The sequence below is a fragment of the Micromonospora sp. NPDC007271 genome (assembly GCF_040634005.1).
Lineage (GTDB): Bacteria > Actinomycetota > Actinomycetes > Mycobacteriales > Micromonosporaceae > Micromonospora.
Genome location: NZ_JBEYER010000088.1, coordinates 1 through 22,460, shown reverse-complemented (window position 1 = coordinate 22,460; position 22,460 = coordinate 1). Strand labels below are relative to the sequence as shown.

19 protein-coding genes and 1 pseudogene are annotated in these 22,460 nt (G+C 68.4%); 3 read left to right on the top strand and 17 right to left on the bottom strand.

The window, feature by feature from the left end:
* Positions 1-402 precede the first annotated feature (402 nt).
* From ABZ570_RS26045 to ABZ570_RS26030, 4 genes and pseudogenes are all read right to left on the bottom strand, one after another.
* A complete protein-coding gene (locus ABZ570_RS26045; protein ID WP_358068851.1) occupies positions 403-888 on the bottom strand; it encodes a hypothetical protein in 486 nt (161 codons plus the stop codon).
* 22 nt (positions 889-910) lie between these two features.
* A complete protein-coding gene (locus tag ABZ570_RS26040; protein WP_358068848.1) occupies positions 911-2,674 on the bottom strand; it encodes an extracellular solute-binding protein in 1,764 nt (587 codons plus the stop codon).
* A gap of 91 nt (positions 2,675-2,765) precedes the next feature.
* Positions 2,766-4,058, bottom strand: coding sequence for a serine/threonine-protein kinase (locus ABZ570_RS26035; RefSeq protein ID WP_358068846.1), 1,293 nt, complete (start codon positions 4,056-4,058; stop codon positions 2,766-2,768).
* 899 nt (positions 4,059-4,957) lie between these two features.
* Positions 4,958-5,207 (bottom strand): annotated as a pseudogene (locus tag ABZ570_RS26030) (IS5/IS1182 family transposase); the annotation flags it as partial.
* Positions 5,208-5,548: 341 nt separating this feature from the next.
* Here ABZ570_RS26030 and ABZ570_RS26025 point away from each other — a divergent pair.
* A complete protein-coding gene (locus ABZ570_RS26025) occupies positions 5,549-6,649 on the top strand; it encodes an endo-1,4-beta-xylanase (RefSeq protein ID WP_358068843.1) in 1,101 nt (366 codons plus the stop codon).
* Between the two features lie 121 nt (positions 6,650-6,770).
* Here the strand turns inward: ABZ570_RS26025 and ABZ570_RS26020 are convergent, their stop codons facing one another.
* Complete coding sequence (locus ABZ570_RS26020) at positions 6,771-7,919, bottom strand: amidohydrolase family protein (protein ID WP_358068840.1); 1,149 nt, start codon at positions 7,917-7,919, stop codon at positions 6,771-6,773.
* A gap of 105 nt (positions 7,920-8,024) precedes the next feature.
* Here ABZ570_RS26020 and ABZ570_RS26015 point away from each other — a divergent pair, with 105 nt between their 5' ends.
* The gene (locus ABZ570_RS26015) at positions 8,025-8,375 is read left to right on the top strand and encodes a Rieske (2Fe-2S) protein (protein WP_358068837.1); all 351 of its coding nucleotides are present in this window, start codon (positions 8,025-8,027) and stop codon (positions 8,373-8,375) included.
* Between the two features lie 18 nt (positions 8,376-8,393).
* Here the strand turns inward: ABZ570_RS26015 and ABZ570_RS26010 are convergent, their stop codons facing one another.
* From ABZ570_RS26010 to ABZ570_RS25980, 7 genes are all read right to left on the bottom strand, one after another.
* Complete coding sequence (locus tag ABZ570_RS26010) at positions 8,394-9,422, bottom strand: Gfo/Idh/MocA family oxidoreductase (protein WP_358068835.1); 1,029 nt, start codon at positions 9,420-9,422, stop codon at positions 8,394-8,396.
* Positions 9,419-10,420, bottom strand: coding sequence for a Gfo/Idh/MocA family oxidoreductase (locus tag ABZ570_RS26005; RefSeq protein WP_358068832.1), 1,002 nt, complete (start codon positions 10,418-10,420; stop codon positions 9,419-9,421). Before ABZ570_RS26005 ends, ABZ570_RS26010 begins: the two co-directional genes overlap by 4 nt.
* The gene (locus ABZ570_RS26000; RefSeq protein ID WP_358068829.1) at positions 10,417-11,595 is read right to left on the bottom strand and encodes a hypothetical protein; all 1,179 of its coding nucleotides are present in this window, start codon (positions 11,593-11,595) and stop codon (positions 10,417-10,419) included. The genes ABZ570_RS26005 and ABZ570_RS26000 overlap by 4 nt, the downstream gene beginning before the upstream one ends.
* A 35-nt stretch (positions 11,596-11,630) precedes the next feature.
* Positions 11,631-12,626: a carbohydrate ABC transporter permease gene (locus tag ABZ570_RS25995; protein ID WP_358068826.1), complete on the bottom strand. Its 996-nt coding sequence runs from the start codon at positions 12,624-12,626 to the stop codon at positions 11,631-11,633.
* The gene (locus ABZ570_RS25990; protein ID WP_358068823.1) at positions 12,623-13,621 is read right to left on the bottom strand and encodes a sugar ABC transporter permease; all 999 of its coding nucleotides are present in this window, start codon (positions 13,619-13,621) and stop codon (positions 12,623-12,625) included. Before ABZ570_RS25990 ends, ABZ570_RS25995 begins: the two co-directional genes overlap by 4 nt.
* A gap of 75 nt (positions 13,622-13,696) precedes the next feature.
* Positions 13,697-14,884, bottom strand: a complete 1,188-nt coding sequence (locus tag ABZ570_RS25985; protein WP_358068821.1) for an ABC transporter substrate-binding protein — start codon at positions 14,882-14,884, stop codon at positions 13,697-13,699.
* Between the two features lie 195 nt (positions 14,885-15,079).
* Complete coding sequence (locus ABZ570_RS25980; protein ID WP_358068818.1) at positions 15,080-16,003, bottom strand: AraC family transcriptional regulator; 924 nt, start codon at positions 16,001-16,003, stop codon at positions 15,080-15,082.
* Positions 16,004-16,092: 89 nt separating this feature from the next.
* Here ABZ570_RS25980 and ABZ570_RS25975 point away from each other — a divergent pair, with 89 nt between their 5' ends.
* Positions 16,093-17,076, top strand: a complete 984-nt coding sequence (locus tag ABZ570_RS25975; protein ID WP_358068815.1) for a LacI family DNA-binding transcriptional regulator — start codon at positions 16,093-16,095, stop codon at positions 17,074-17,076.
* A 17-nt stretch (positions 17,077-17,093) separates the two neighbouring features.
* On the opposite strand, the gene ABZ570_RS25970 is transcribed toward ABZ570_RS25975, so the two are convergent.
* The 5 genes from ABZ570_RS25970 to ABZ570_RS25950 form a co-directional block, all read right to left on the bottom strand.
* Positions 17,094-18,047 carry a zinc-binding dehydrogenase gene (locus ABZ570_RS25970; protein WP_358068812.1) on the bottom strand — a complete coding sequence of 318 codons (954 nt, stop codon included), beginning with the start codon at positions 18,045-18,047 and terminating at the stop codon, positions 17,094-17,096.
* The gene (locus ABZ570_RS25965; protein WP_358068809.1) at positions 18,044-20,119 is read right to left on the bottom strand and encodes a hypothetical protein; all 2,076 of its coding nucleotides are present in this window, start codon (positions 20,117-20,119) and stop codon (positions 18,044-18,046) included. The genes ABZ570_RS25970 and ABZ570_RS25965 overlap by 4 nt, the downstream gene beginning before the upstream one ends.
* Before the next feature lie 25 nt (positions 20,120-20,144).
* Positions 20,145-21,062: a sugar phosphate isomerase/epimerase gene (locus tag ABZ570_RS25960; RefSeq protein WP_358068806.1), complete on the bottom strand. Its 918-nt coding sequence runs from the start codon at positions 21,060-21,062 to the stop codon at positions 20,145-20,147.
* A 10-nt stretch (positions 21,063-21,072) separates the two neighbouring features.
* The gene (locus tag ABZ570_RS25955) at positions 21,073-21,831 is read right to left on the bottom strand and encodes a phytanoyl-CoA dioxygenase family protein (protein WP_358068804.1); all 759 of its coding nucleotides are present in this window, start codon (positions 21,829-21,831) and stop codon (positions 21,073-21,075) included.
* 151 nt (positions 21,832-21,982) lie between these two features.
* Positions 21,983-22,460, bottom strand: a 478-nt coding sequence (locus ABZ570_RS25950; protein WP_358068801.1) for a Gfo/Idh/MocA family oxidoreductase, incomplete at its 5' end; no start/stop codon positions are given.

Sequence of the window (22,460 nt, the reverse complement as noted above, 5' to 3'; positions counted from 1 at the left end):
TGTCCACGGGCGGCGTGCGTTCACCGGTTGAGTGGGCCTGGGTACTGCCGCAGGTACGGGCCTGAACGCGTCGACTCCATTCGGCAGGAGCGTGATCGGTACGAGCTGGCCTGTCCTGTACAGCTGGTACCGAGCACATGTCAGCCAGCTCTGCGCACTGTCGCAGTAGTGGTTACGCCAGACGCTCAAGCTCGCGTTGAGCAGCGGGAAAAGGGGGCAGTCCTGAGCGTGTGAGCAGCCCATGTCACTCCGATCTGGCCAGCGTCACCCGGCGAATGGGTGGGATGGCATGAGTTGGAGGCGCAGGTCCCGGTCAGCAAGAATACATACCGTATGGACGACTGACGATCGGGAGGCGGTCGTGTCGAACGCCGCTTAGATCAACGGCCTGGTCACGCCCCACTACGGCCTGGTCGCGGTCGGACGGCCGTCGCCCGTGGCCGATGACGCGTCCCCGTCGGCCGTCTGGTTCGCCCGACTGGCGCGAGGCCAGCCCCGCACCCCGGTCGGCGCCGCGCGCCGAGCGTTCGCGCTGCCGGCAACAGGCCAACGCACTGCCCGCACCGGCCGATGGGTGGAGTGGGCAAGTTGCGCCTCGCCGTCGGCGATCACGGTCTCCAACACGTCCAGGCTGCGGTTGGCTGAGCGTGCGGCAGCCGCGTGCATCGGCGAGCCGTCCATCGCCACCGTGGACAGGTCCACCAGCCCGTGCCGGGCGCATAACGCCAGGACCTGCACGAACAGCGCCCGCAGGCCCTCGCGGTAACGACGCAGGAACTCCGACAGGTCGAGCTCACCGACAACCTTCAGGACCTGCCAGCACAGATGCTGCGGCGGCAGCCGACAAACCGGGCACCAAGAAAACGAAGACCGCGAACCCCCGCCCACGCCGCACAGGTTGAAAATCAGGTTAGAAGCTGCTGACCAGCTTGACGAACGCGTCGTCGATCTTCGCCGGGTCGCGGGCGTCGAACGCCTTGCCCGCGGACGCCTTGGCGATCCGGTCCAGCGTCCCGAAATCGGACTGCTCATCAAAGGCGATGCAGAAAATCTTGACGGGTCGTTCCGGATCCAACGCGACATCCTGGAGCAGCCGGGCGAGATTGTTGTCCTTGTTGTACTCGTTCTTGCCGTCCGTCAATACGACCACCGCGTTGATCCGGGACTGGTCATAGTGGTCGAGCATGTGACGGTGTGCCGCCCGTACGGTGGCATACAGAGCGGTGCCGCCCCCGACATGGAGATTGTTGATCTCATTGGTGAGCGCCTTCTGGTCGAAGGCCGACAGCCGGACCTCCTCGCTGTACGGCGACTTCGGCCGCTGTTTCGTCTCTGACGAGAACGACCAGAGCGCGACCTGGTCCTCGGAGTTCAAGAGGCCGAAGCCCTTGACGGCGGCCCTGGTCGCCACCTGGAACCTGGTCCGGTCACCGATCTTTGCGTTCGTCATCGAACCGGACGTGTCGATGGCGACCAGGATGTTCGCCTTCTTGCGCAGCGTGCCCCAGCCGGTGAGGATCGCCTTGACCACGGTGGGATCCGGCGGGTCGAAGTAGGTGAGATCTTGGGCCCCGCGCCCGCCGACGGAGGCGATCAGCGGACCGGACGCGTTCCGCTCGTGATCGCGGAACCCGAGCCGGCTGAAGCTCCGCTGCTGCGGCGACTCCTGAAGGAACGCCAGGAAGTCGGCAGCGGCGTCACGTTGCTCCGGGCTGGCCGAGGGGAGGACCACGTACGGGTGGTCGAGGTTGAACGTGCCCTCCTTCGGATACACCGCGACCAGCGGAACCCTCGGCTTCTCGCCCCGGGTCGGGCTCAGCTCCCCCTCGTTGTACTGGTAGACCAACTCCTCCTGCGTCACAACCGCGCTCATGTCGGTCGGGGCCGCCGTGCCGGCGCCGGACAGGTCCGCCTCGGCACGGTTCTTCAGCAGATCCACGATGTCGTCGCTGTAGTGGGACACGTTGGCCTCGATGCGGCGGACGAACTGGGTCACCGCCGGATTCGCGAGGTCGCTCTCGGTGAGGTCACTGGCCCGGTTGATGGCCGCGTAGTACGTCGCGATCGTGGCCGCCAGCCCAGAGGTGGACAGGTACGGGTTGACCTTGCCGAAGGTGAACCGCCCCCACTCGGGGCGACCGAAGGTGGCCCAGCCTGTGCGCCCAGACAAGCCCAGGATCTCACCCCAGCCGAGTCGACCCTGCTGTTGGAGCAACTCTCCCTTCGGCTGCGGCATGGCGATGACCAGCGGGCTGTTCGCGATCGACGGGTACCGGCCGGGGGTCTGCGCCGGGCGCCCGGCGGCCTCGTCCAGCAGCTTCAACTGCCCGGTCCACAGGGTCGACGTCGGCAACCACACCTGCGGCCGTGGCAGGCTGGGCTGCTTGGCTGCCCAGTCGCCGGCCAGCGCGTCTGTCGCCGCACCAGAGGTGAGGCCATGTACGGTCACGACGGCGCACCGGCCACCGACCCGCCGATCGCTCTTGTTGTAGCGTTCTGCCAGCTCGCCGAGCAGCACGTCCTTCTCGGTCGACGAGCTGACCTCCAGCGGCGTGCACGCGACGTCCGCCGCCGGCCGGACGATCAGGTAGGCCGCCGTGACGACCGCGACTCCGGCCACGATGGCCGCGGTGTACGGCAACCACGGCCGGGCAGTCGGTCGACCTGAAACCATTTGGTCCCTCCAGGGTGTCGGCTGACGGCGTCGACATCAGCCACCAGCCCGGCCGAGCCGCGGTGCGGACCGACCGGATCGTGTTCGTGGGTCAGGGGCCGGACCGGAGCAGGGTCGTGGTCTGGTCTGCTGTCGACGCCTCCCCGGGATCCGGCTCGGTGCTCGGGACCAGCGCGGCGGCGACCAGCAGGCGGACGACGTACACCACGACGAAGGTCACCACGCCGGTGAGTGCCGCGGCGCCGACCGCGGTCGACGCGACGTAGCCGGACGCCATGCCGACCGCACCGAGGAAGATCGCGATCGAGACGCCCCACGGGTCCCCGAGCTCCCGGCGGAGCCGACCCGACCAGGGGCCTCGCCGTACCGGGGCGGTGGGCTCGCGGTTCTCCCGCCGCGTCGGAGCGCCGGCCAGGCGCGTGACCGGCGCGTGCTCGGGGAGGTCGGGCAGGGTTGGCCCGGCCGCATGGCCCAGGGGCGGGGATCCGGGCGCCGGATACGACGGTGTCGGCGCGGTGGCGGCTTCGTTGCCCTGCTTGAGGACGGTCTCCAGCAGCAGGTCCGTCGAGGGCCGCGCGGTGTGCCCGAGCAGCCGCAGCAGGACCTGCTCGGCGTTCGGCCGCGCATCCTGGTCCTTCTGCAGACACTGCCGGATCAGGTCGTCCAGCGCGTCGGAGAGGCCGTGCAGGTCCGGTGGCTCGTGCAGGACACGGTTCATCACCGCGACGATCGAATCGTTGCCGAACGGTGGCCGGCCCGCTGCCGCGAAGGCGATGGTCGCCGCCCACGCGAACACGTCACAGGCCGGACCCACCCGGTGGTTATGAAACCGCTCCGGTGCCATGTATGGCGCCGTTCCCATGACCTGCCTGGTCATCGTCTCGGTGACGTCGAGTGCGCGGGCGATGCCGAAGTCGATCACGCGTGGACCGTCCCGCCCGAGAATGACGTTGTCCGGCTTAAGGTCGCGATGGACCACGTCGGACTGGTGGATCGCGGTCAGCGCGGTGGCGATGCCAACGGCCAGTCGGTGCAACGCGTTCCCGGAGATCGGACCCTGCTCACGGACGTGCCGCTGCAGGGTCGGGCCCTCGATGAACTCGCTGACCACGTACGGTGGGTCCGCGTCTACCTCGGCGAACAGGATCTGAGCCGTACAGAAGGGGGTGACCCGTCGCGCGGCGGCGATCTCCTTCGCGAACTGGGACTTGATCCGGGGGCTCTGGCGCAGGTCGACATTGATCATCTTGACCGCTACCCGGTTACCGTTCCCGTCCCTGCCCAGGTAGACGACGCCCTGGCCGCCCGCGCCCAGCCGCCCGATCAGCTGGTAGGGCCCCGCGGTGCGTGGATCATGCGAACTCAGCGGCGTGGTACCCGGCATCCTGCCCCCTGTCAGCCCGGCCATTGTGGCTCCACCGAAACCCTTGACGAGCCGCGCCGATGCGACGGACGACACAGGTATGGTGCCACGGCCGCACCAGCATGAAGACCCCTCGCCTTTCGGCGTGTCGTGTCGTTTCCGGGCTCGACCGAGCGGCGATGTCCGTGTTGCCAAGAATCCGAAGTCTCGAAACTGACGGCGCAGGTCGGGTAGGTGGGGTCATAATCTGCGGCGCCTCGCCCTGGATTCCGCGAGAGCACGTCGATCTAGTCGGCTCGCGGCGGTGAAGTCGCGGGTCACGGGGTCGCGGCCTGGTGGAAACGGCGAAACGCCTAGTGACGCGCCTGTCGGTGGGCAGCTCCGGTGAGCTGGAGATCTTCCGGTGATCGCATAATCGGTGTAGGTCTGGCACGTGTACGTGAAGGTGCCCACGCGCCGCACCCGTTTCATCCATATCGAGAGGGGTGGCTGTAGTGCCTTCGGGTGTGGGGAGGGCCCTGATGCAACACGCGCCGGAAATCGACGACCCCGACCTGCTCGGCTGGTGGGTACGGCAGCCGAACCAGCGAGGCCGCCAGCGGGCGCGGCGCCCGACAACACCAAATCCACCGGCCATCCGGTTCGGATTCTACCGGCGGATGCCCACGTCGGCTTCCAGGACCGGGCGTCGTCGTGCCGGTGGCAGCGCAACTACGCCGAAGACCTGACTGCCGGCCGCGGTCGAATCGTGAGCGAGTTCTTCGACGAGGGTGTCCCCCGCCGGATCGCTTGGCCGGACCGGCCGCAGGCGCACGGCTGCTCACCGCCGTGACGGACCTGGCACGCGGGTTCGACGCGATCGTCCCGGGCGAGTACGAACGCGCCTTCCCCGGCCAACAGCTCGAACGGCTCACCCCCGACCGGGTGGGGATCAGGGTGCCGTCGACGATGACGATCTGCTCGACGGGCCGTCGGCGTACCGGGGCGAGGGCCAGTAGGGGTGCGAGGCTGTCGATGACGCGGTGGACGGCCGAGTGCGACACCCCGACCAGCGGGCCGATCTGGAGGCATGGTCAGGTTGGGTACGCCGGTACGCGGCGACCAGCAGCGCCCGGTAAGCCCCGTGAACGGGAAGAACCACTCAGGGGCGACTGCGGCGATCACCTGCAACTGGACATCTTGAACGACCGTCCTCCGCAGACGGACACCGGGTTTTGCGAGACATCCATTAGCGACCACTCTGCCGGACTCCACTGCGGGCGACTCGCGGTCGGCTCACTCTTGGGCCTTCCCACGAGGTTGTCGACGGGTGTATATGTATGTAAATCGATTTGCACAGGGGCAACGGATCGGCTCGTCACGGGCGGCCAGCGCTGTGATAGCGGGTCGCCTGACCGCTGTCACAGCACCTCAGGCGCGGTTCTTCGAACAACTCGGTGAAGGAGAATGCGATGGCAGGTCAGAGAGGTCTCCGTCGGAGGTCGTTCCTCGTCGGCGGCATGGGAGCTGCGGTGCTGCTGGGTGGTGGTGCGTCGCAGTTCATGAACATGAGAGCGGCCTGGGCGGCACCGACAGGCAATCTGTATCAGGCAGCGCTGGCCAAGGGGATCCGGTACGGCTCCTCGACCGCGACGTGGCAGGTGCAGCCGGACCCCGCCTACGCGGCGCTGTATGCGCGCGAGAGTGGGATGCTGCTCACCGAGGACGACCTGCTGTGGTATCGACTCAAGCCGACGCAGACCTCGCCCCTGGACTTCAGCTACGGCGACCAGATCGTGTCGTTCGCCGCCGGCAACGCTCAGCCGGTGCTCGCGGCGCACCTGGCCTGGGACGAGGGACTGGGTGACGGGTGGGCCCCGGACGCCCTTTACAACCTCAGCACCCAGGACGCGCGCGACGTTCTGTTCGGGACGATCCAGCAGGAGGTCACGCATTATGCCGGCCAGGTGATGGCCTGGGTGGTGGCCAATGAGGTGACCGACGGGCGGCGCAAGGACGCAAACGGGTTCTGGACGGTCGAGCCCTGGTACCAGACCATCGGGCCGACCTTCGTCGAGGAGGCGTTCAACCTCGCCCACCAGTGTGACCCGAACGCTCTGCTCCTGATCAACGAGTTCGGATTCGAGACCGGATCGGACGCGGCGGCTCGGCGGACGTCGATGCTCAAGGCCATCGACTATCTGCAGAGCAAGAACGTCCCGGTGCACGCGCTGGGGATCCAGGCACACCTGAATGCGAACGGGTTCAGCCGGCAATTCGATACGGCGGCCTACCGGACCTTCCTGTCGGACGTCGCGGCGCGGGGGCTGTCCATCTTCATCACCGAGATGGATGTTCAGGACGACGGCCTGAAGGCCGACATCCCCAGTCGCGACGCGGGCGTGGCGGACGTGTACTCGCAGTATCTGTCCGTGGCCCTCCAGGAGCCCGCGGTTAAGGTCGTGCTCAGCTTCGGGCTGAGCGACCGCTACACGTGGTTGCAGGAGGACTTCCCGCGCAAGGATGGAGCCGCGCGCCGGCCGCTGCCCTTCGACGAGAACCTCCAGCCGAAGCCGGCCTACACCGCGATCCTGCGGGCCTTCCAGAACGCTCCGGCACGCACACCACTCTGATCGGACTCGGCACGGTGCACTCCCCGGCTCTGACCGGCGCAAGGCGCCGGTCAGAGCCGGCTCCCAAATAGCGGTGGCCACCCGAAGGGCTCCTCACGCGCCATCGGATCGACGCGGATCGTCACAGCCGGTCGCCGTAGGTCTCCACGGCGTTGTGGCTGCTCACCCGCTGCCTGATCGCCGGCGGCAGCGACGCCAGGGCGTGCCGCGGGTCGTCGAAGTCCCAGTGCGGGTAGTCGGAGCTGAACATCAGGGTACGGTCCGCGCGAGCGATCTCGCAGAGCACGTGCAGGTGGTGGCGGCGCTTCGGCTCCGGGAGTGGCTGCGTCGTGAACCGGATGTGATCCACGATGTACTCGCTGGGCAGTCGTCTCACCCACGGCACCTCGTCGCGCAGGCCCTTGACGTTCTTGTCGAGCCGCCACATCACGTCGGGGATCCAGCCCAGCCCGCCCTCGGTGAGGATCACCTTGAGGTTCGGGAAGCGCTCGAAGACCCCGTGGCAGACGAGGCTGATCACGTTCGCCTGGAACACCTGGCTGAGCCCGCTGTGCCACTCGACGTAGTACGTCGGCGTCCCGCCTGCCATTGGCGGGGAGGTGCGGAAGATGCCTTCGCCCGAGTTGGGGTGGACCGCGACCGGAATTCCCACCTCGTGCGCGGCCTCGTAGATCGGGTAATAGTGCCGCAGCCCCATCAGGATGCCGGTGAGCGGCAGCAGCACGCCGACGAAGCGCTCGTCCTCGGCCGCGCGCCGGATCTCCTGGGCCGCCAGCACCGGGTCCTGCGCACCGACCACGATGTAACCGCGGTACCGGTCGTCGGCATCGAACCAGGTCGTGGCCAGCCACTGGTTGTACGCCGAGGCGATCATAGCGGCGGCATCCGGGTCGGGCATGGCCCCGAGCCCGAGCACCTCGCCGCCGATGAGCACCGCGCGGTCGATGCCGTTGCCGTCGAGCAGCTGTTGCGCCGTGAAGGCCGGGTCGGCGCCCGGCGCGGACCCGTCCGGGGCGCGGGCGTCGTCGCGGAGCACCCCGGCCGGGTTGAGGTAGAGCATGTTCCGCGGGATCGACACCGCCTCGCGGTGCCCGATCGTGGTGAGGTTACGGCGCTCGTCAAGGCCCAGGCGACGCTGCGCGGCCTGGGACAGGAACGGCCGGAACTCCCCGAGGCCGCTCTTGGTGATCGGGTGGACGTCGCAGTCGACGAGCCGGTAGCGGCTCGGTGCGGCCGCCTCGGCGGTGGGCTGGTCGAGCAGGTCGGCCATGGGAGCTCCTGTCCGGACAGTCGTTGCGGAGATGGCTCGAAGCCGCCAAAGTTATGCATAGCAAATCGATTGGCGAGGCGATAGACGAATCAGTGGGTGGGCCGCATGGAAGTTCGGGTCGGCAGCGTCGAGGAGGTGCGCCGGGACGGGTGCAGGATCGTCGAGGTGAACGGGCGGCCGGTCGGCGTCATCAGCGTCGGCGAGGAGTTCTTCGCGATCATCGACAGGTGCCCGCACATGGGTGCGTCGATGTGTGCGGGCTCGCTGAGCGGTACCTTCGTCGCCTCCGAGCCGCACGAGTACGTCTACGGCAAGGCCGGCCGGGTGATCCGCTGCCCCTGGCACGGCTGGGAGTTCGACCTCGAGAGCGGCCGGTCGCTCCTGGAGCCGAAGCGCTTCGGGCTCAAGACCTACCGGGTCACCCAGCTGGACGGCGAGGTCGTGCTGCACGCGTAAGCATCAGCGGGCACCGGGCTATCGGAGCTTGACGACCTGCCCCAGATTCGAGGAACGGTAGCCCGCCAGCGCGACCTCCAGGGCGCGCACGCCGTCCTGCCCCGTCGCACACGGGTCCTCAATCACGCCTGCGCGCACCGACGCGAGGAACGCCTCGATCATCGCCCGATCGGCGTCCTCGGCGAACGACGCCCGACGCAGGCCCCGCGGGCCGCCCTCGCGCGCGCTGATGACGTTCAGCGCCTCGGCCCCGTCGGTGATCTCCAGCGAGCCCTCGGTGCCGACCAGGCGGAGGTAGAAGTCGTAGTCGTGCGGGTGGTTCGCCGGCACCGACCAGCTCGGGTCGATGCTGCCGACCGCGCCGTTCTCGAGGCGCAACGAGACCACCGCGACGTCGTCGACGTCGAGGTTCCAGAGCAGCGACCCGGCCTCGGCCGACACCTCGGTCACCTCGAGCCCGCTGACGTGCCGCATCACGTCGGTGACGTGGACGGAGTGGTCGATGAGTGCACCTCCGCCGGCGGCCACCGGGTCGGTGATCCAGCCGGGGTACGCCGGGGGCAGCGGCGGGCGCCCGCGGTTGCCACCGACCAGGCCGATCAGATCGCCCAACCGGCCGTCGCGGACCGCCGTGCGCGCCCGCTCGACCATGGGCAGGAAGCGGGACACGAACGGCAGGTGCAGCTGCACGCCCGCGGCCGCGCAGGCGGCGACCATCGCCTCGCCGTCCTCGACCGTCGTGGCGATCGGTTTCTCGCACAGGACGTGCTTGCCGTGGGCGGCGGCGCGTTCGACGTGGGCGCGGTGCTCGTCGTTGGCGCTGCACACCAGCACGGCGTCCACCTCGGGCGAGGCCAGCAGCGCCTCGGCGTCGCCGGTGAGTGGTACGCCGAAATCCTGGTGGATCCAGCGGGTGTGCTCGGGCTCGGGGTCGTACAGGCCCACGACGCAGGCGTTCGGCGACTCGGTGAGCGCCCGCGAGTAGGCCCAGGCGTGGCCCATGTGCGCAGCGCCCAGGATCGCGACGCCGACCGGCTTGCGGCTCATGAAAGCTCCCACGTGGTCAGGTCGATCGTCTGGCCGGTGCGGGCCGATTCGAGGGCGGCGAGTGCCGTGCGCAGCGACTCGACCGCCTCGACGGCGGGCACCGGCGGGGGTCCGCCGTCGCGGCACGCCTGGAAGAACACGCTCAGCTCATGGGTGAACTCGCGGTCGCCGAGCACGTCCCACCACTCCGTGTCACCCTCGTGGGCGTGCAGTACGCCGCCCATCATGTGGTCGTAGTCCCACGACAGCCGGCCCTCGGTGCCGGTGATCTCCGCACGGAGCTTGAAGCCGCGCGAGGCCGGGTGGGCCCAGCTGCACTCGATGTGCGCGATGGCGCCGTTCTCGTAGCGGACCGTCGTCAGGGTGTAGGTCAGCGCGCCCGCGCCGCTGTCGGCCGCCATGCAGTGCACGCGTACGGCGGGACTGCCGATAACCCACCGGGCGTAGTCGAAACTGTGCACGGCCTGGTCGAGCAGCGGCCCACCGGATGTCGCGGGGTCGGCGAGCCATCCCCCCTCGCTCCACCCCGGTAGCGAGGTCGTCGTCGAGTGGCTGAGCATACGTACGAGCCCGATTTCGCCCGATGCCGCCAGGTCGCGGGCGAGCCGGTGGTCCGGGCCGTAGCGGGCCACCTGCCCGATCGAGAGCAGGCCGGGCGCGGCCTCGGCGGCCGCGAGGACGCGGCGCGCCTCGTCCATGGTGCGCGTGATCGGCTTCTCGCACAGCACGTGCCGGCCCGCCTGAAGGGCGGCGATCGTGGCGTCGGCATGGGCTGTCGGCGGCGTGCAGATGTCGACGACGTCGACGCCGAGGTCGAGCAGCGCGTAGAGGTCCGGCACGACTTTCGCGCCGTGCCGGTCGGCGATCCGCTCGGCCTTGCCCGGCACCGGGTCGGCAACCGCGGCCAGCCGGACGCCCGGGGAGTCGCGGTAGGCGTGCGCGTGGACGCCGGCGATCATGCCGGCCCCGAGCAGGCCGACCGTTAGCTCGCCGGTCACCGCGCACGGCCCGCGATGGACGGCGCCTCCGTGTGGAGGTCGGGCCCGAAGAACAGGAACACCACGAGGACCTCGCTTCCGGTGTTGGCGACCTCGTGCTCGCGGGTCGCCGCGTCGTGGGTGACCACCAGTTCGTCCCGGCCCGGCTCGCCGCCGCGCACCTCGTGCCCGGCGAGCCTGCCGTCACCGGTCCAGGCGAAGACGCTGTAGACGCCGGGCTCGCGCAGCCGGTGGACGCCGCCCGGCGGGACGACGAGACGCTTCCCGGCGTACTTGCTGGTGTTGTAGAAGACCCAGGTCTCCTCGCCATCGCCGTCCGCGCCGACGACAGGCTGGGGGCTCAGGTGGCGGTTCTCGTAGAACCATGGGTCGCCGTTCACCTCCCAGTCCACGAAGCCGAGCGGGAACCGCTCGCCGTGCTTCTCGCGGTCCCGCGGACGGACGTCCTTGAACAGCAGGTCCTTGGAGATGATCCGGCCGGCGTTCAACGCCTGGAACATCGACAGGACGTCGGAGTCCTCCTGCAACTCGAGGGTGAGAGCCGTGCCGGGGGCGTGCAGCACACCGGACGGCACATGGAATCCCTCGCCGGCGACCTGCAGCTCCGCGCGGGCATGCCGAAGGATCAGGTCGCTGTTCCAGTCGGCGAGGTAGGGCAACAGCACCTCGTGCGCCGACTGCTCCGCGATCCACGGGTGCACGCCGAAGAACGTCTCCGGGTGCGCGCCCGGGTCGACACCCGGCAGGAAATGGTAGGACTCGTCCTTGGCGTTGCGGCCGACCAGCGACGCGAACTCCTGGGGCGGATGGATGTGGTAGGGCAGCCGGTAGGCGTAGTCGAAGATTTTCGCCAGCCGCCCCAGTCCCGCGGGGTGCGAGGCGGCGTACGCCGCGCCCAGGATCGCCGCCGGGTCGGCGGCCACGGCGTCGCGCAGCAGGAGTCGCTCACCGTGCTCCCCCACGACGTGGCTGAGCCCCTCGTCCTCGGGACCGACGCGGTTGTCCGCCTTCGTCGTTGAGGCGAGCCACCGCTCGCAGATCGCGCCACGCTCCCCGACGTCGTAGGCGTTCTCGGGAAGGCCCAGCCGCCGGCCCGGCGGCAGGAAGTCGCGCGCGACCCAAGCCGGTTCACATCTGAGCACGCCGTTTCCGGCTTCGAGCAGCCGGGTGAGCACGTCTCGGGCTCCATCCGGATTCGCCGTCGCCACGATCAGCCCTTCACACCGGTGAGGGCGATGCCCTGCACGAACTTCCGCTGGAAGACGAGGAACACAATGATCATCGGCAGGGCCGCGATCACCGACCCGGCGAAGAGCAATGTCCAGGACGTGCGGTTCTGCACCACGAACAGCGCGAGGCCCACGGGCGCGGTGATCTTTTCGGGGCTGGACAGGATGATCAGGGGCCAGAAGAAGTCCTCCCACGCCCCCTGGAAGGTGAAGATCGCGTTTGCCGCGAGCGCCGGCGCGCACAGCGGCAGCACGACGGACCAGAAGATCCGGAACTCGCTCGCACCGTCGATGCGGGCGGCCTCCAGCAGTTGGTCCGGAATCGAGAGCATGTACTGACGGATGAGGAAGATGCCGAACGCCGACACGATCCCCGGCATGATCAGACCCCAGTAGGAGTCCAGCCAGCCGTGCCCGCCGTTCCCCATCCAGTCGTTGCCGCCGAAGAACGGGATGTGCTTGATGATCAGGTAGTTCGGGATGAGCGTGACCTGGCCGGGAACCATCATCGTCGCCAGGAAGAGCATGAAGATCACGTTGCGGCCGGGGAACCGGCGCTTGGCGAAGCAGTAGGCGCACAGGGCGTTGAAGAACGTCTGCAGCACGGTGATCGCGATCGCGACGAAGGCGCTGTTCGCGAACCACCGCCAGTCGCCGTGTCCCTGGCCCTGCTGGGCCTTGGTGAGGTGACCGACATCCAAAAAGCCCTTGTAGCCGTCCAGGGTCGGGTCCTTCGGAACCCAGTGCGGCGACGTGGAGAAGATCTCCCCCATCGGCTGGAACGACGCGCTGATCAGCCATGCGAACGGGGCCACGAACAAGATCGCGAGCGGGGTGAGCACCAGGTACGTGACCACCTTCTGCTGCCACCTGAACTGGATCCCGTTCTGCGGCTTCCGGGCCGGCGACCTTCGGGCCGGCGGAGCGGGCTCCGGCGCCACCTGACGCAGGTCGACTCCTTCGACGACGCCGCTCATGCCTCGAACCCCTGCCGGACAAGGCGCAGCTGGAGCGCCGTGAACACGAGCAGCATGAGGAAGAGCGCGAACGCCAAGGTGCTGGCATAGCCCATGTCGAAGTACTTGAACGCCCAGAGATACATGTAGTAGACCATCGTCGTCGTCCTGCTGACCGGTCCGCCGCTGGTCATCACGAAGATCTGGGTGAAGACCTGCAGCGAGCTGATGATCCCCATGACGAGCAAGAACAGGGTGGTGGGCCGGAGCATGGGGATCGTGATGTACCGCAGGCGTTGCCATACGCCGGCACCGTCCATGCGGGCCGACTCGTAGAGCTCATCGGGGATCGCCTGCAGCCCGGCGAGGTAGACCACCATCGAAAAGCCGGTGCCCGCCCACACGCTCATCAGGATGACCGCCGGCATCGCGAGGTTCTTGTCCGACAGCCACAGCAAGGGGGCATCGATGATGTGCGCCTGCAGCAGGTAGTGGTTGAACAGCCCGTAGTCACCGTTGTAGAGCCACTTCCAGAGGATGGCGGAGACTACGAACGGGGTGACGACCGGAAGGTAGAACGCGGCCCGGAACAGGCCACGCAGCCGCAGCGGCAGGTTGACCAGAAGCGCCAGCAGCAGTCCGATCGCCATCGAGAGCGGAACCGAGGCGCCGCTGAAGTAGATGGTGTTCAGCACCGACTCGGTGAATCGCTCATCGTGGATCATGTCGCGATAGTTGTCCAGGCCGACGAACGGCCTGTCCGGCTCGATGATGCTCCACCGGTGGAATGTCAGGTAGACGGCGAAGATCAGGGCGGCCAGCGTGAAGACCGAGAAGATCAGCATGCCGGGCAACAGGAAGACGTACGCCGACCGTTCCGTCCAGACCCGGGCCGGAAGGCCGCGCCGGTTTCCGTGCCGGATCTTGCGTCTGAGGCGTGGCCGAGTCCATCGCACGCCGGTCTTCACAGGCGCCGCGTCCGTCTCGGTCCGCACCAGCGGCCGTGCCGTCGCCATCACCGTCTCCTTTCCTCCGTGCGTCACCGGGCCGGCCCGGCCCGGTGACGCATCGCCGGTGCTGTGGCCGCTCGGTCAGTGGGCGAGGATCGCCCGGCCCTGCTGGGCGGCGTTGTCCAGCGCCTCCGGGGCGGTCTGGTCGCCATAGATGGCCTTGCCGAGTTCCTCGTTGAGGATGGTCTCGATCCGCGGGTACTTCGGATTGGAGACCGTGCTCGCGACGCCGCACGACATCAGGTCGGCGAAGGGCTTAAGGACCGGCTTCTCCTTGGCGAGGTCGGCGCTGCCGAGCAGCGACTTCGTCGGAGGCAGCAGCGTGCCCTCGGTCTTGTACGTCCAGTTGGCCAGGTTGTCAGGCTGCGAGAGGAACTCCATCCACAGCCACGCGGCGTCGGAGACCTTCGTCTTGTTGAACATCACCAGCGAGTCTCCGGCGATGGTGGTCTTGCACCCGGCGACCCCGTCGGGGAGCGGCGCCGCCGCCCACTTGCCCGTGATCTTGGGGTACTCGTCCGCGAGGGTGCCGGCGAACCAGGCACCCGCCACGTACATCGCCACGTCGCCCTTCGCGAACGCCACCCGGCCGTCGTAGGAGTTGGAGTTGAGGTAGTCCCGCGGGGAGTACTTGGCGAGGTTCACGTAGAAGTCGGCCGCCGTCTTGCCCTGCGCGCTGTCGAAGGCGATGTCCTTGCCCTCCCTGGTCAGCGCGTCGCCACCCGCCTGGTAGAGCCAGGGGTACCAGTAGTACGCCGACTCCGAGGCGAACATCTCGAAGCCGTACTTGCCGTTCGCCGTGTCGGTGAGCTTCTCTGCGGCGGCCTTGAACTCGTCCCAGGTCTTCGGCGGGCCGTCGATCCCGGCCTCTTTGAAGCGGTCGGTCCGGTAGAACAGACCGGTCGTCTCGCCGTCGAACGGCAGTCCCCACATCTTGTCGTTCCAGGTGACGAACGTCCTGAAGCCATCGACGTAGTTGTCCGGCTTCACGATCTCGCTGCGCTCCATGTAGCCGCCAAGGTCGACGAGCGCCCCTCTGGCGGCGTAGTCGCTGGTGTCGCTTGCGTTGATGTAGGCGACGTCTGGGGCGGTGTTGCCGGCGATGCGGGTGCTGAGCACCTGCTGCGCCTGTTCCGCGGGGGCGTTCTCGAATTTGATCGTGATGTTCGGGTGCCGCTTGTGGAACTCGGCGGCCATCTCCTTCATCTGCGGTTCGTTGCCGACCCAGGAGAAGAACGTCACGGTCTGCGGCGAGGCCGGGTCCTTCACCGGACCTGCGCCCTTGCCGATGCCGGTGTTCGGCTCCTTCCCATCGCTTCCGCACGACGTGAGGCTCAGAGATGTCGCGAGCGCCAACGCAACGGATGCCGCAGTCTTCCAGGACTTGTGGAACCTCACCACGCCTGCTCCCTACTACTCGCTCAGTGGAAGATACGGAGCCTTGAACCGATGCAAATCGATTGGCTAGTTGGCGGGCAGTCTCGCCAAGGACGGGGCATTTGTCAACGGATCCGGGTGAGCTCTGTCACATTGTGACGGCCCCGAGATCCCTGGGAGTGCGGCTGCTTGTCCGCCCGACCGGTCCGATGGAGCGGTGCCGTACCGGCGCCGGTAGGCACGACCGAAGTGCGAGAGGCTGTTGAAGCCGGCGGCGTGACACACCTCGGTCACGGACAACGAGGTCGACGCGAGCAGGGAACGGGCGAACCGCAGACGGCGCTCCTGCAGGTAGAGCTGGAAGGACGAGCCGGTGTACTCCCGGAACCGCTCGCTGAAGTAGTTCGACGACAAGTGCGCCCGCCGGGCGGCGTCAGCGAGCGAGATCGGCTCGCGAAAGTGCCGGTCGACGAAGCGGACCGCGGCCCGCAGTTCATCGGACACGCCGAGGCGGTGGTCGGCGACCGCGGCCTCGACCAGTTGGCGCCGCGCGAGCTCGACCACCAGGCATCCTACGAGCGCCTCGACCAGTCGTGCGCTGCCCAGCCGTGGCTCCTCGAACTCGGCCTGGAGCCGGCGCAGATCGACTTCCGCATCGAGGAAGTCGTCGGTCTGCCACGGGAGATCACCGACCGAGGGCGGCCCCAGCCCGGCGAGCTGTCGCTCCATGAGCCCCGGGTCGATGACCGTGTTGTAGCAATCGAGCGGCTCGTGACCGAGCGGCCGGATGGCGTGGAAGTCCGCGGGCGACAGCAGGAAGGCACTCCCCCGGCCGATCCGTCGCGGGGCACCGTTCACCACGTGCTCAGCCACCCCTGAGACCACCAGGCACAGTTCGTAGTAGTCGTGCCAGTGCACGTCGACGGTGCGTAGCCGTGGCCGCATCACCCGCGCACCGCTGTCGGGAAGGAGCAGCGACTCGCTGCTGAACCGCTCGACCAGGTCGGTCATGGGACGACCCCAAATCGTTTTGCTGCCAGATCTCCCAGTAGGATACGGCCATGTCGAGGAGCGAGGCAGCGTCCGACCAACGCTCGCGCGTGACGATCGCGCAGGTCGCCAGCCGCGCCGGGGTGAGCCCCACCACCGTCTCCCACGTGTTGTCCGGCAAGCGCGCGGTCGCAGTCGCCACCCGAGGCACCGTGATAAAGGCGATCCGCGAACTCGGGTACCGGCCGAACATCGTGGCCCGCAACCTGCGGACCCGGCAGTCGCACATGATCGCGGTCGTCGTCCCCGACATCACCAACCCGTTCTACGCCGTGCTCACCCGAGGCCTGGCGGACGCCGTCGACGCCGCCGGGCACGGGACATACGTCTGCAACACCGACGGCCAGCACGACCGAGAGCGCAAGTTCTTCCAGGACGCCATGGACCGCGGAGTGGACGGCATCGTCTTCGCGTCCGGCGAGACCGCGTCGCAGGTCACGTTCGGGGAGGCCGACAAGCAGACTCCCATCATCTGCATCGGTGACCAGCTCGACCATCCCCTCTGCGACGCGGTCATCCCTGACGATGAGACCGGCTCTCGCGCTGCCGCCTCCTTCTTGGCCTCGCGCGGCTACCAGCGGATCGCAATGATCCAGGGCCCACCTCACTACGGCGCGGCGCGCACGGCGGGCTTCCGTTCGGCGATGCAGGCCGCGAAGCGGAAGGTTCCCGCCGAACGGATGGTGCGCGGCGACTGGACCCGCAAGGGAGGCTACGAGGCCATGAAGGCGCTCATGGCGCTCGAGGTCCGACCTGACGCCGTCTTCTGCGCGAACGACCTGATGGCGATCGGAGCGCTCGACGTGGCCCACGAGTTGGGACTGTCCGTCCCGCAGGACGTGGCCATCGTGGGCTTCGACGACGTCGACGCCGCCACAATCGTGACACCGCGGCTGACCACGGTCCGCAACCCGGCGTACGAGGCCGGCGGCACAGCCGGCGACCTGCTGATGAGCCGGATGTCGGGCCGCTACACCGGTGCCGGACGGACCGTCGTGCTGCCCTGCCCGCTGATCGAGCGCGGCACGGCCTGAGTGGCGACCGACCACCGTCACGGCTCCGGGAACGTCACGACCGCCTTCACGAACCCATCAGGCTTCTCGCGCAGCGTGGCGAAGGCGGTGTTGATCTCCTCGAGCGGGAAGCGGTGGCTGACGACGCCGTCCATCGACAGCACGCCGCCGGCGAGGAGGCGCATGCCGACCGACATGCCGCGCATGATCACCGCGACGTCACGGAAGTGGGCGTTGACGACCCTGAACGCCATCCAGTTCCAGTAAGCAAGCGGGATGGTGCGATCGGCGCCCTGATGGAAGCCGACGATCGCGATCGTGCCGCTCATCCGGGTGGTGTCACCGCACACCGTGAGGGCGCGTTGAGTGCCCGTGCACTCGAAGGTGATATCGGCGCCGCGCCCGCCCGTGAGGGACCGTACGACGTCGGGCAGCGACTCCTTCGTCACGTCAACGGTCCGCGTGGCGCCGAGCCGCACGGCGCGCTCCAGGGCGTCGGCGCGCGCGTCGGCCACGATCAGGTGCCGCGGGCCGCGCAGGGCGGCGAGCTTCTGCACCAGGTTCCCCATGAATCCGGCCCCGATGATGACCACGTCGTCGCCCAGGCGGACGTCGGCGGCCTCGACGGCGTTGACGGAGCAGGCGATCGGCTCCGCGAGCGCCTCGTCGAGCCGGCCGTCGCCCGCCGGGAAGCAGTACGCCGCGCGCACCGCGACGTACTCCGCGAAGCCGCGCTCGGTGACCCAGACGCCGACCCGGTCCCCGACCGCCGGCACGGTCACCTCGGCGCCGATCTCGACGACCACGCCGCTGACCTCGTGGCCCGGGTACCGGACCTCCCCCACGGGCGGACCGGTCAGCCACGGCTCGAGCTCCGACGCGCACACGCCGGAGGCCACGACGCGGACCAGCACCTCATCCGGCTCGATCGACGGAACCGGGGTCTCCTCGATCTCCAAGGTCTCGCGCCCACGCAGCGCCGCGATCCTCACGGCAGCTCCCCATCGTGGAAGACCACGATCGCGTAGACACCCAGCGAGTCGAGGCGTACGACGTGCGCCCCCTCCTCGCGGACCACCTCCAGCGGCGTTCGCGTCCCGTCGCTCGCCACCACGGTCGCGTGCTCCCGGTCTTTCGGCAGCCGCACGCGGAGCGGGACATCGGTGAACGCGCGCACCGCGTCGACATCCCGGTCGTAGTCGTAGTTGACCAGGTGCAGCGCGTAGGAGCCGTCGGCCAGGTGCTGGACGTTCGCGGCGGCCGACACCGTGGTCTCGACCTGCCGCCCATGCGGAAGCAGCTCGTCGAGCGCGGCGCGGCGCGCGGTACGGACACCTCCGTGCCGCGGGAGGGAGCTTGCCACCCGGTCGGTGACGACGACCGTCCCGCCAGCCGCGAGGTATCCCTCGACGGCGGCGACCTGGCCCTCGGTCAGTGCGAAGACGTCCGGCAGGATCACGGTCGAGTACCGCAGCAGCGCCTCGGTGCTCGAGCGGTCCGGAGCGGTGACGCCGTCCGGCCAGATCACCACGTCGTAGGGCACCGCGGCGTCCGAGAGCGTCTTCGTCACGACGCGATACGGCACCACCACCGACTCATCGCGCGCGTTGGTGGTGTTGTCGCCGGCGTCCGCCTTGCCGATCAGCTCGCGCGTGCTCTCGACGCTGAAGACGACCGCGACGTCGTTGGCGGTCCGGCGCGCGAACAGCTGCTCGTGGTCGGCCAGGAACGCCTGGATCCCGCTGGCGAGCTCGTGGGGCGCGTAGAACGAGTCCTCGATGACGCTGCCCATCCAAGAACCGTAGGGCACCGACATGTTCGAGCCCATCGCCGCCGCCTCGAACAGCGAGAGCCGGAAGAGGTCGTACCCCTTGCCCTTCCCGAGCAGGTCGATCAGCTCCGGAACAACGCCGCCGTACGGGTTCTCGACCACTACGACATCCTTGTCACCGGCGAACGCCGCGACGTACCGGTACCAGTCCGGCTGGCGGTACGTCGTGTTCCGCATCTCCGTGATGACCAGGTCGACGTCGTCGGCGAGGGCGAGGTACATCGGCTCGACGTTGAAGAAGTTGCCGGAGACGATGATCTCGCGGCCGCGCGACCGCGCGTACTCGCGAGCGTAGTCGGCGAGCTCGGCGAAATACCTCTTGATCGACAGGCACTGGAAGGCGTAGTAGTCGCCGAACAGCGGCGTCGACTCGCGGTCCGACTTGAAGTCGTAGCCCTGCGCGAGCAGCCAGTCGCCGTAGTGGAAGGTCTCGAGGTCGACCCCGTCGAGCACGACGTCCACCTCCGAGGGCTTCAGCCCCTGGAGGTGGGCGCGGAAACCCTTCATGCAGTCCTTGCAGAAGCAAGCGCCATACTGGAATGCACCCATCGGCAGCTCGGCCTCGTCGAGCTGGATCCCGTCCACACCGGCATCGACCTGAATCCTGATCACTGCCTTGAGGTACTCGCGCCAGACCGGGTTGTTGCGGTCCATGTAGAAGCACTGGTGCTCGCGATCCGGGCACTCCACCCAGTGCGCATGGCAGGGCCGCCCGTGGATGTCGCGGACCACGCACTCCTCGATCAGGTCGGTGACCGGGTCACCGTCGGAGTTCACCAGCCCGCCGGGGAAGTAGTGTTCGATCGGCTTCCAGAGCTTCGGGTAGCGGTTGGACGAGAACTCACGCAGCCCCATCCAGTCGCGCTTTCCCACGCCGCGAAGCTCGTTGAGGGCGAGGACGGCGTCCTCCTGGTCGGTCAGCTCGACCGGGAACTCCCAGCCCTGGGCCTCGAAGATGATGCCCAGCACCTTGATGCCCCGCTCGTGACAGGCGGCGATGAACTCGCTGTCATTGACGAAGCCGTAGAAGCGCGAGCGGGCGTCGACCGGGCCGAACGCCTCCTGCTCGAGGTACGGCAGGGCCAGCGAGCCACCGCCCATGGCAGACCACACCAGCACGGTGGCGCGGTAGTCGACGAGCTCGTCGACCATTCGCAGGCGGCGGGGCGGGAGACTCGGGTGGTAGCAGTGCTGGCGGGGGAACCAGGCATCGAAGTAGACACCGCGGTGCATGGGCGGGGCCCTCCTGGGCGGTCGATCAGACGTGGACGTGCGGGGCGAGGGTGCGGTGTGCGATGGTCAGGCCCTGGCGGACGCGGCCGGGGTCACCGCTCCAGACCGGGTCCTCGTGCTCGACGGAGACGACACCCTCGTAGCCGTGCTGGTGGAGCGCGTCGATCAGGCGCCGCCAGTCGACCTCACCGAGGCCGGGGATGCGGTAGCGCCACCACCCGCTCTTCCAGGGCTGCTTGTCGAGCACCTGCCCGAACACGCCATAGCGGTTGCGGGCGGCGGCGTGCACCTCGACGTCCTTGGCCTGAACGTGCAGGATCCGGTCGGCGTGCGCCTCGAGCGCCGCCAGTGGGTCGATGCCGAGCCAGACCAGGTGCGAGGGGTCGTAGTTGAGCCACAGCCCGAGGTCGGCCATCCAGCCCCAGAGCTCGGGCGAGTACGCGAGGTTGGCCGGATAGCCGTCGGGATGCCAGCCCTCCATCGGGCAGTTCTCGATCACGAGGCGTACGTCGCGGGCCGCGGCGTACTCGACCAGCGGCGGCAGCACCTGCTCGGCCAGCCGGAGGTTCTCGGCCACCGTGAGCGTCACGTCACGGCCGACGAAGGTGCCGACCAGGCGCACGCCGAGCAGGTGGGCGGCGTCGATGCACCGGCGCAGGTGCGCGTGCGTCGCCTCGCGAACCTCCCGGTCGTCATGCAGGTTGTTCTCGTAGTACGCGACCGCCGACAGAGTCAGGCCGTTCCGGTCGAGGATCGCGGCGACCCTGTCGGCGTCGGCCTGCCCGAATGCCTCGACGTTCAGGTGGCTGGCCTCCCAGTCGCGGCCGGGCCGGTCGGGCCAGGCGGCGACCTCGAGGGCGGCGTACCCGTGGCCGCCGGCCCATTGGGCGATGTCCTCGAGCGACTCGCCGGGCAGGCAGGCGGTCAGAAGTCCCAGTCTCATGGGCCGAACCTCACGCGCGGGCGGGTGCGTTCGCGTAGTCGTTGCCGGCGAGGTCGACCCCTCGGGCCAGCCAGATCTTCCATCCTTCGTTCTGTGGGACGTCCTGCATCTTCACGGAGCTCGGGAAGTACCGCATGGTGTAGCCGGTGCGACGGGTGGCGCTGGTGTTGGCTCGGGCGCCGTGGACGATCCGGCCGTCATGCATCGAGAACTCGCCGCGCTGCAACTCGAAGTAGACGGCCTTCGCCTCGTCCACACCGGCGAGCTCCGCGTGGAAGGTCTGCTCGGTCATGTCGGTGGGCCGGTAGTTGTCCGAGAACCCACCGTCCAGGTGCGAGCCCGGAATGACCCGCATGCAGCCGTTCTCCTTGAACGAGCCGCCCTCGAGGGCGAGCCAGATCGTGACGATGTTGTCGTAGTCGTCGAAGCGGCCCTCCCAGTACGCGCTGTCCTCGTGCCAGGGGGTCGCCCGGCCGGTGAAGGGGTCCTTCGAGATGAAGTGGCTCGACCAGAGGGCGATGTTCGGGCCGACCAGCGGCTCGACCCAGTCGAGAACCTCGTCGGAGAGCAGGTGATCCAGCAGCCGCTCGTCGTGGTAGTGCGGCGTGTCGAGCTCGTCGGAGAGCTTGTCGCCCCTGGCTTCGAGGTGCTCGTTGAAGATCAGCTCGAGCCGCGAGAGGCGATCCTCCGGGAGCAGTTGGCGGCCGGGCAACAGATAGCCGTTCTCGCGGAAGAACGCCACATCGGCGTCGGTCAGGGTCTCAGTCATCGCGGTGGCGCCTTTCCAGGTACGGGTGTTCCGGGACAGGGGCGAGGACGACGCTACGGCGCGGCGACCGGGGCCACGACACCTATCTTCGGCTGGGCTCGACTTATCTTCCGAATGCCGCCCCGCCCGACGTCGTCCCGGGGGGGCGTGATCAGCCGTTCTCCAGGGCTCGGATGATCTCGATGAAGAGCTCCATGTCCTGCACGTAGTCTTCCGGGGTCGTCTTGGGCGTCGCACCTGTGGTGACCGCCTCGTGGAAGTGCTCGAGCTCATAGGTGTAGGGGTCCTTGAGGTGTGGTCGCCGCACGGAACGCTCGTAGGAGTCGCCGTCGGTGAGCTCCAGATGCAGCGTCGTCGGGAAGTGCCGGACGTAGGGCGTGTCGTACTCCACCTTCATCGTGCCGCTCGCGCCGTACACCTCGATGTAGGTGTCGTAACGCAGCTGGTCGTCCACCCCGGTCTCGTAGGTGACGACGAAGTCGCCGTAGTCGAGGAGCGCGACGATGTAGCCGCCGTTGCGCCACATCTTCGCCGCCGAGACCTCCTTCGGGCGGCCGAGCAGCTCCCGCATGGCGGAGAGGTCGTGGCTGCCGAGGCCGCAGAGCAACCCGTAGGTCCACTCCAGCTCC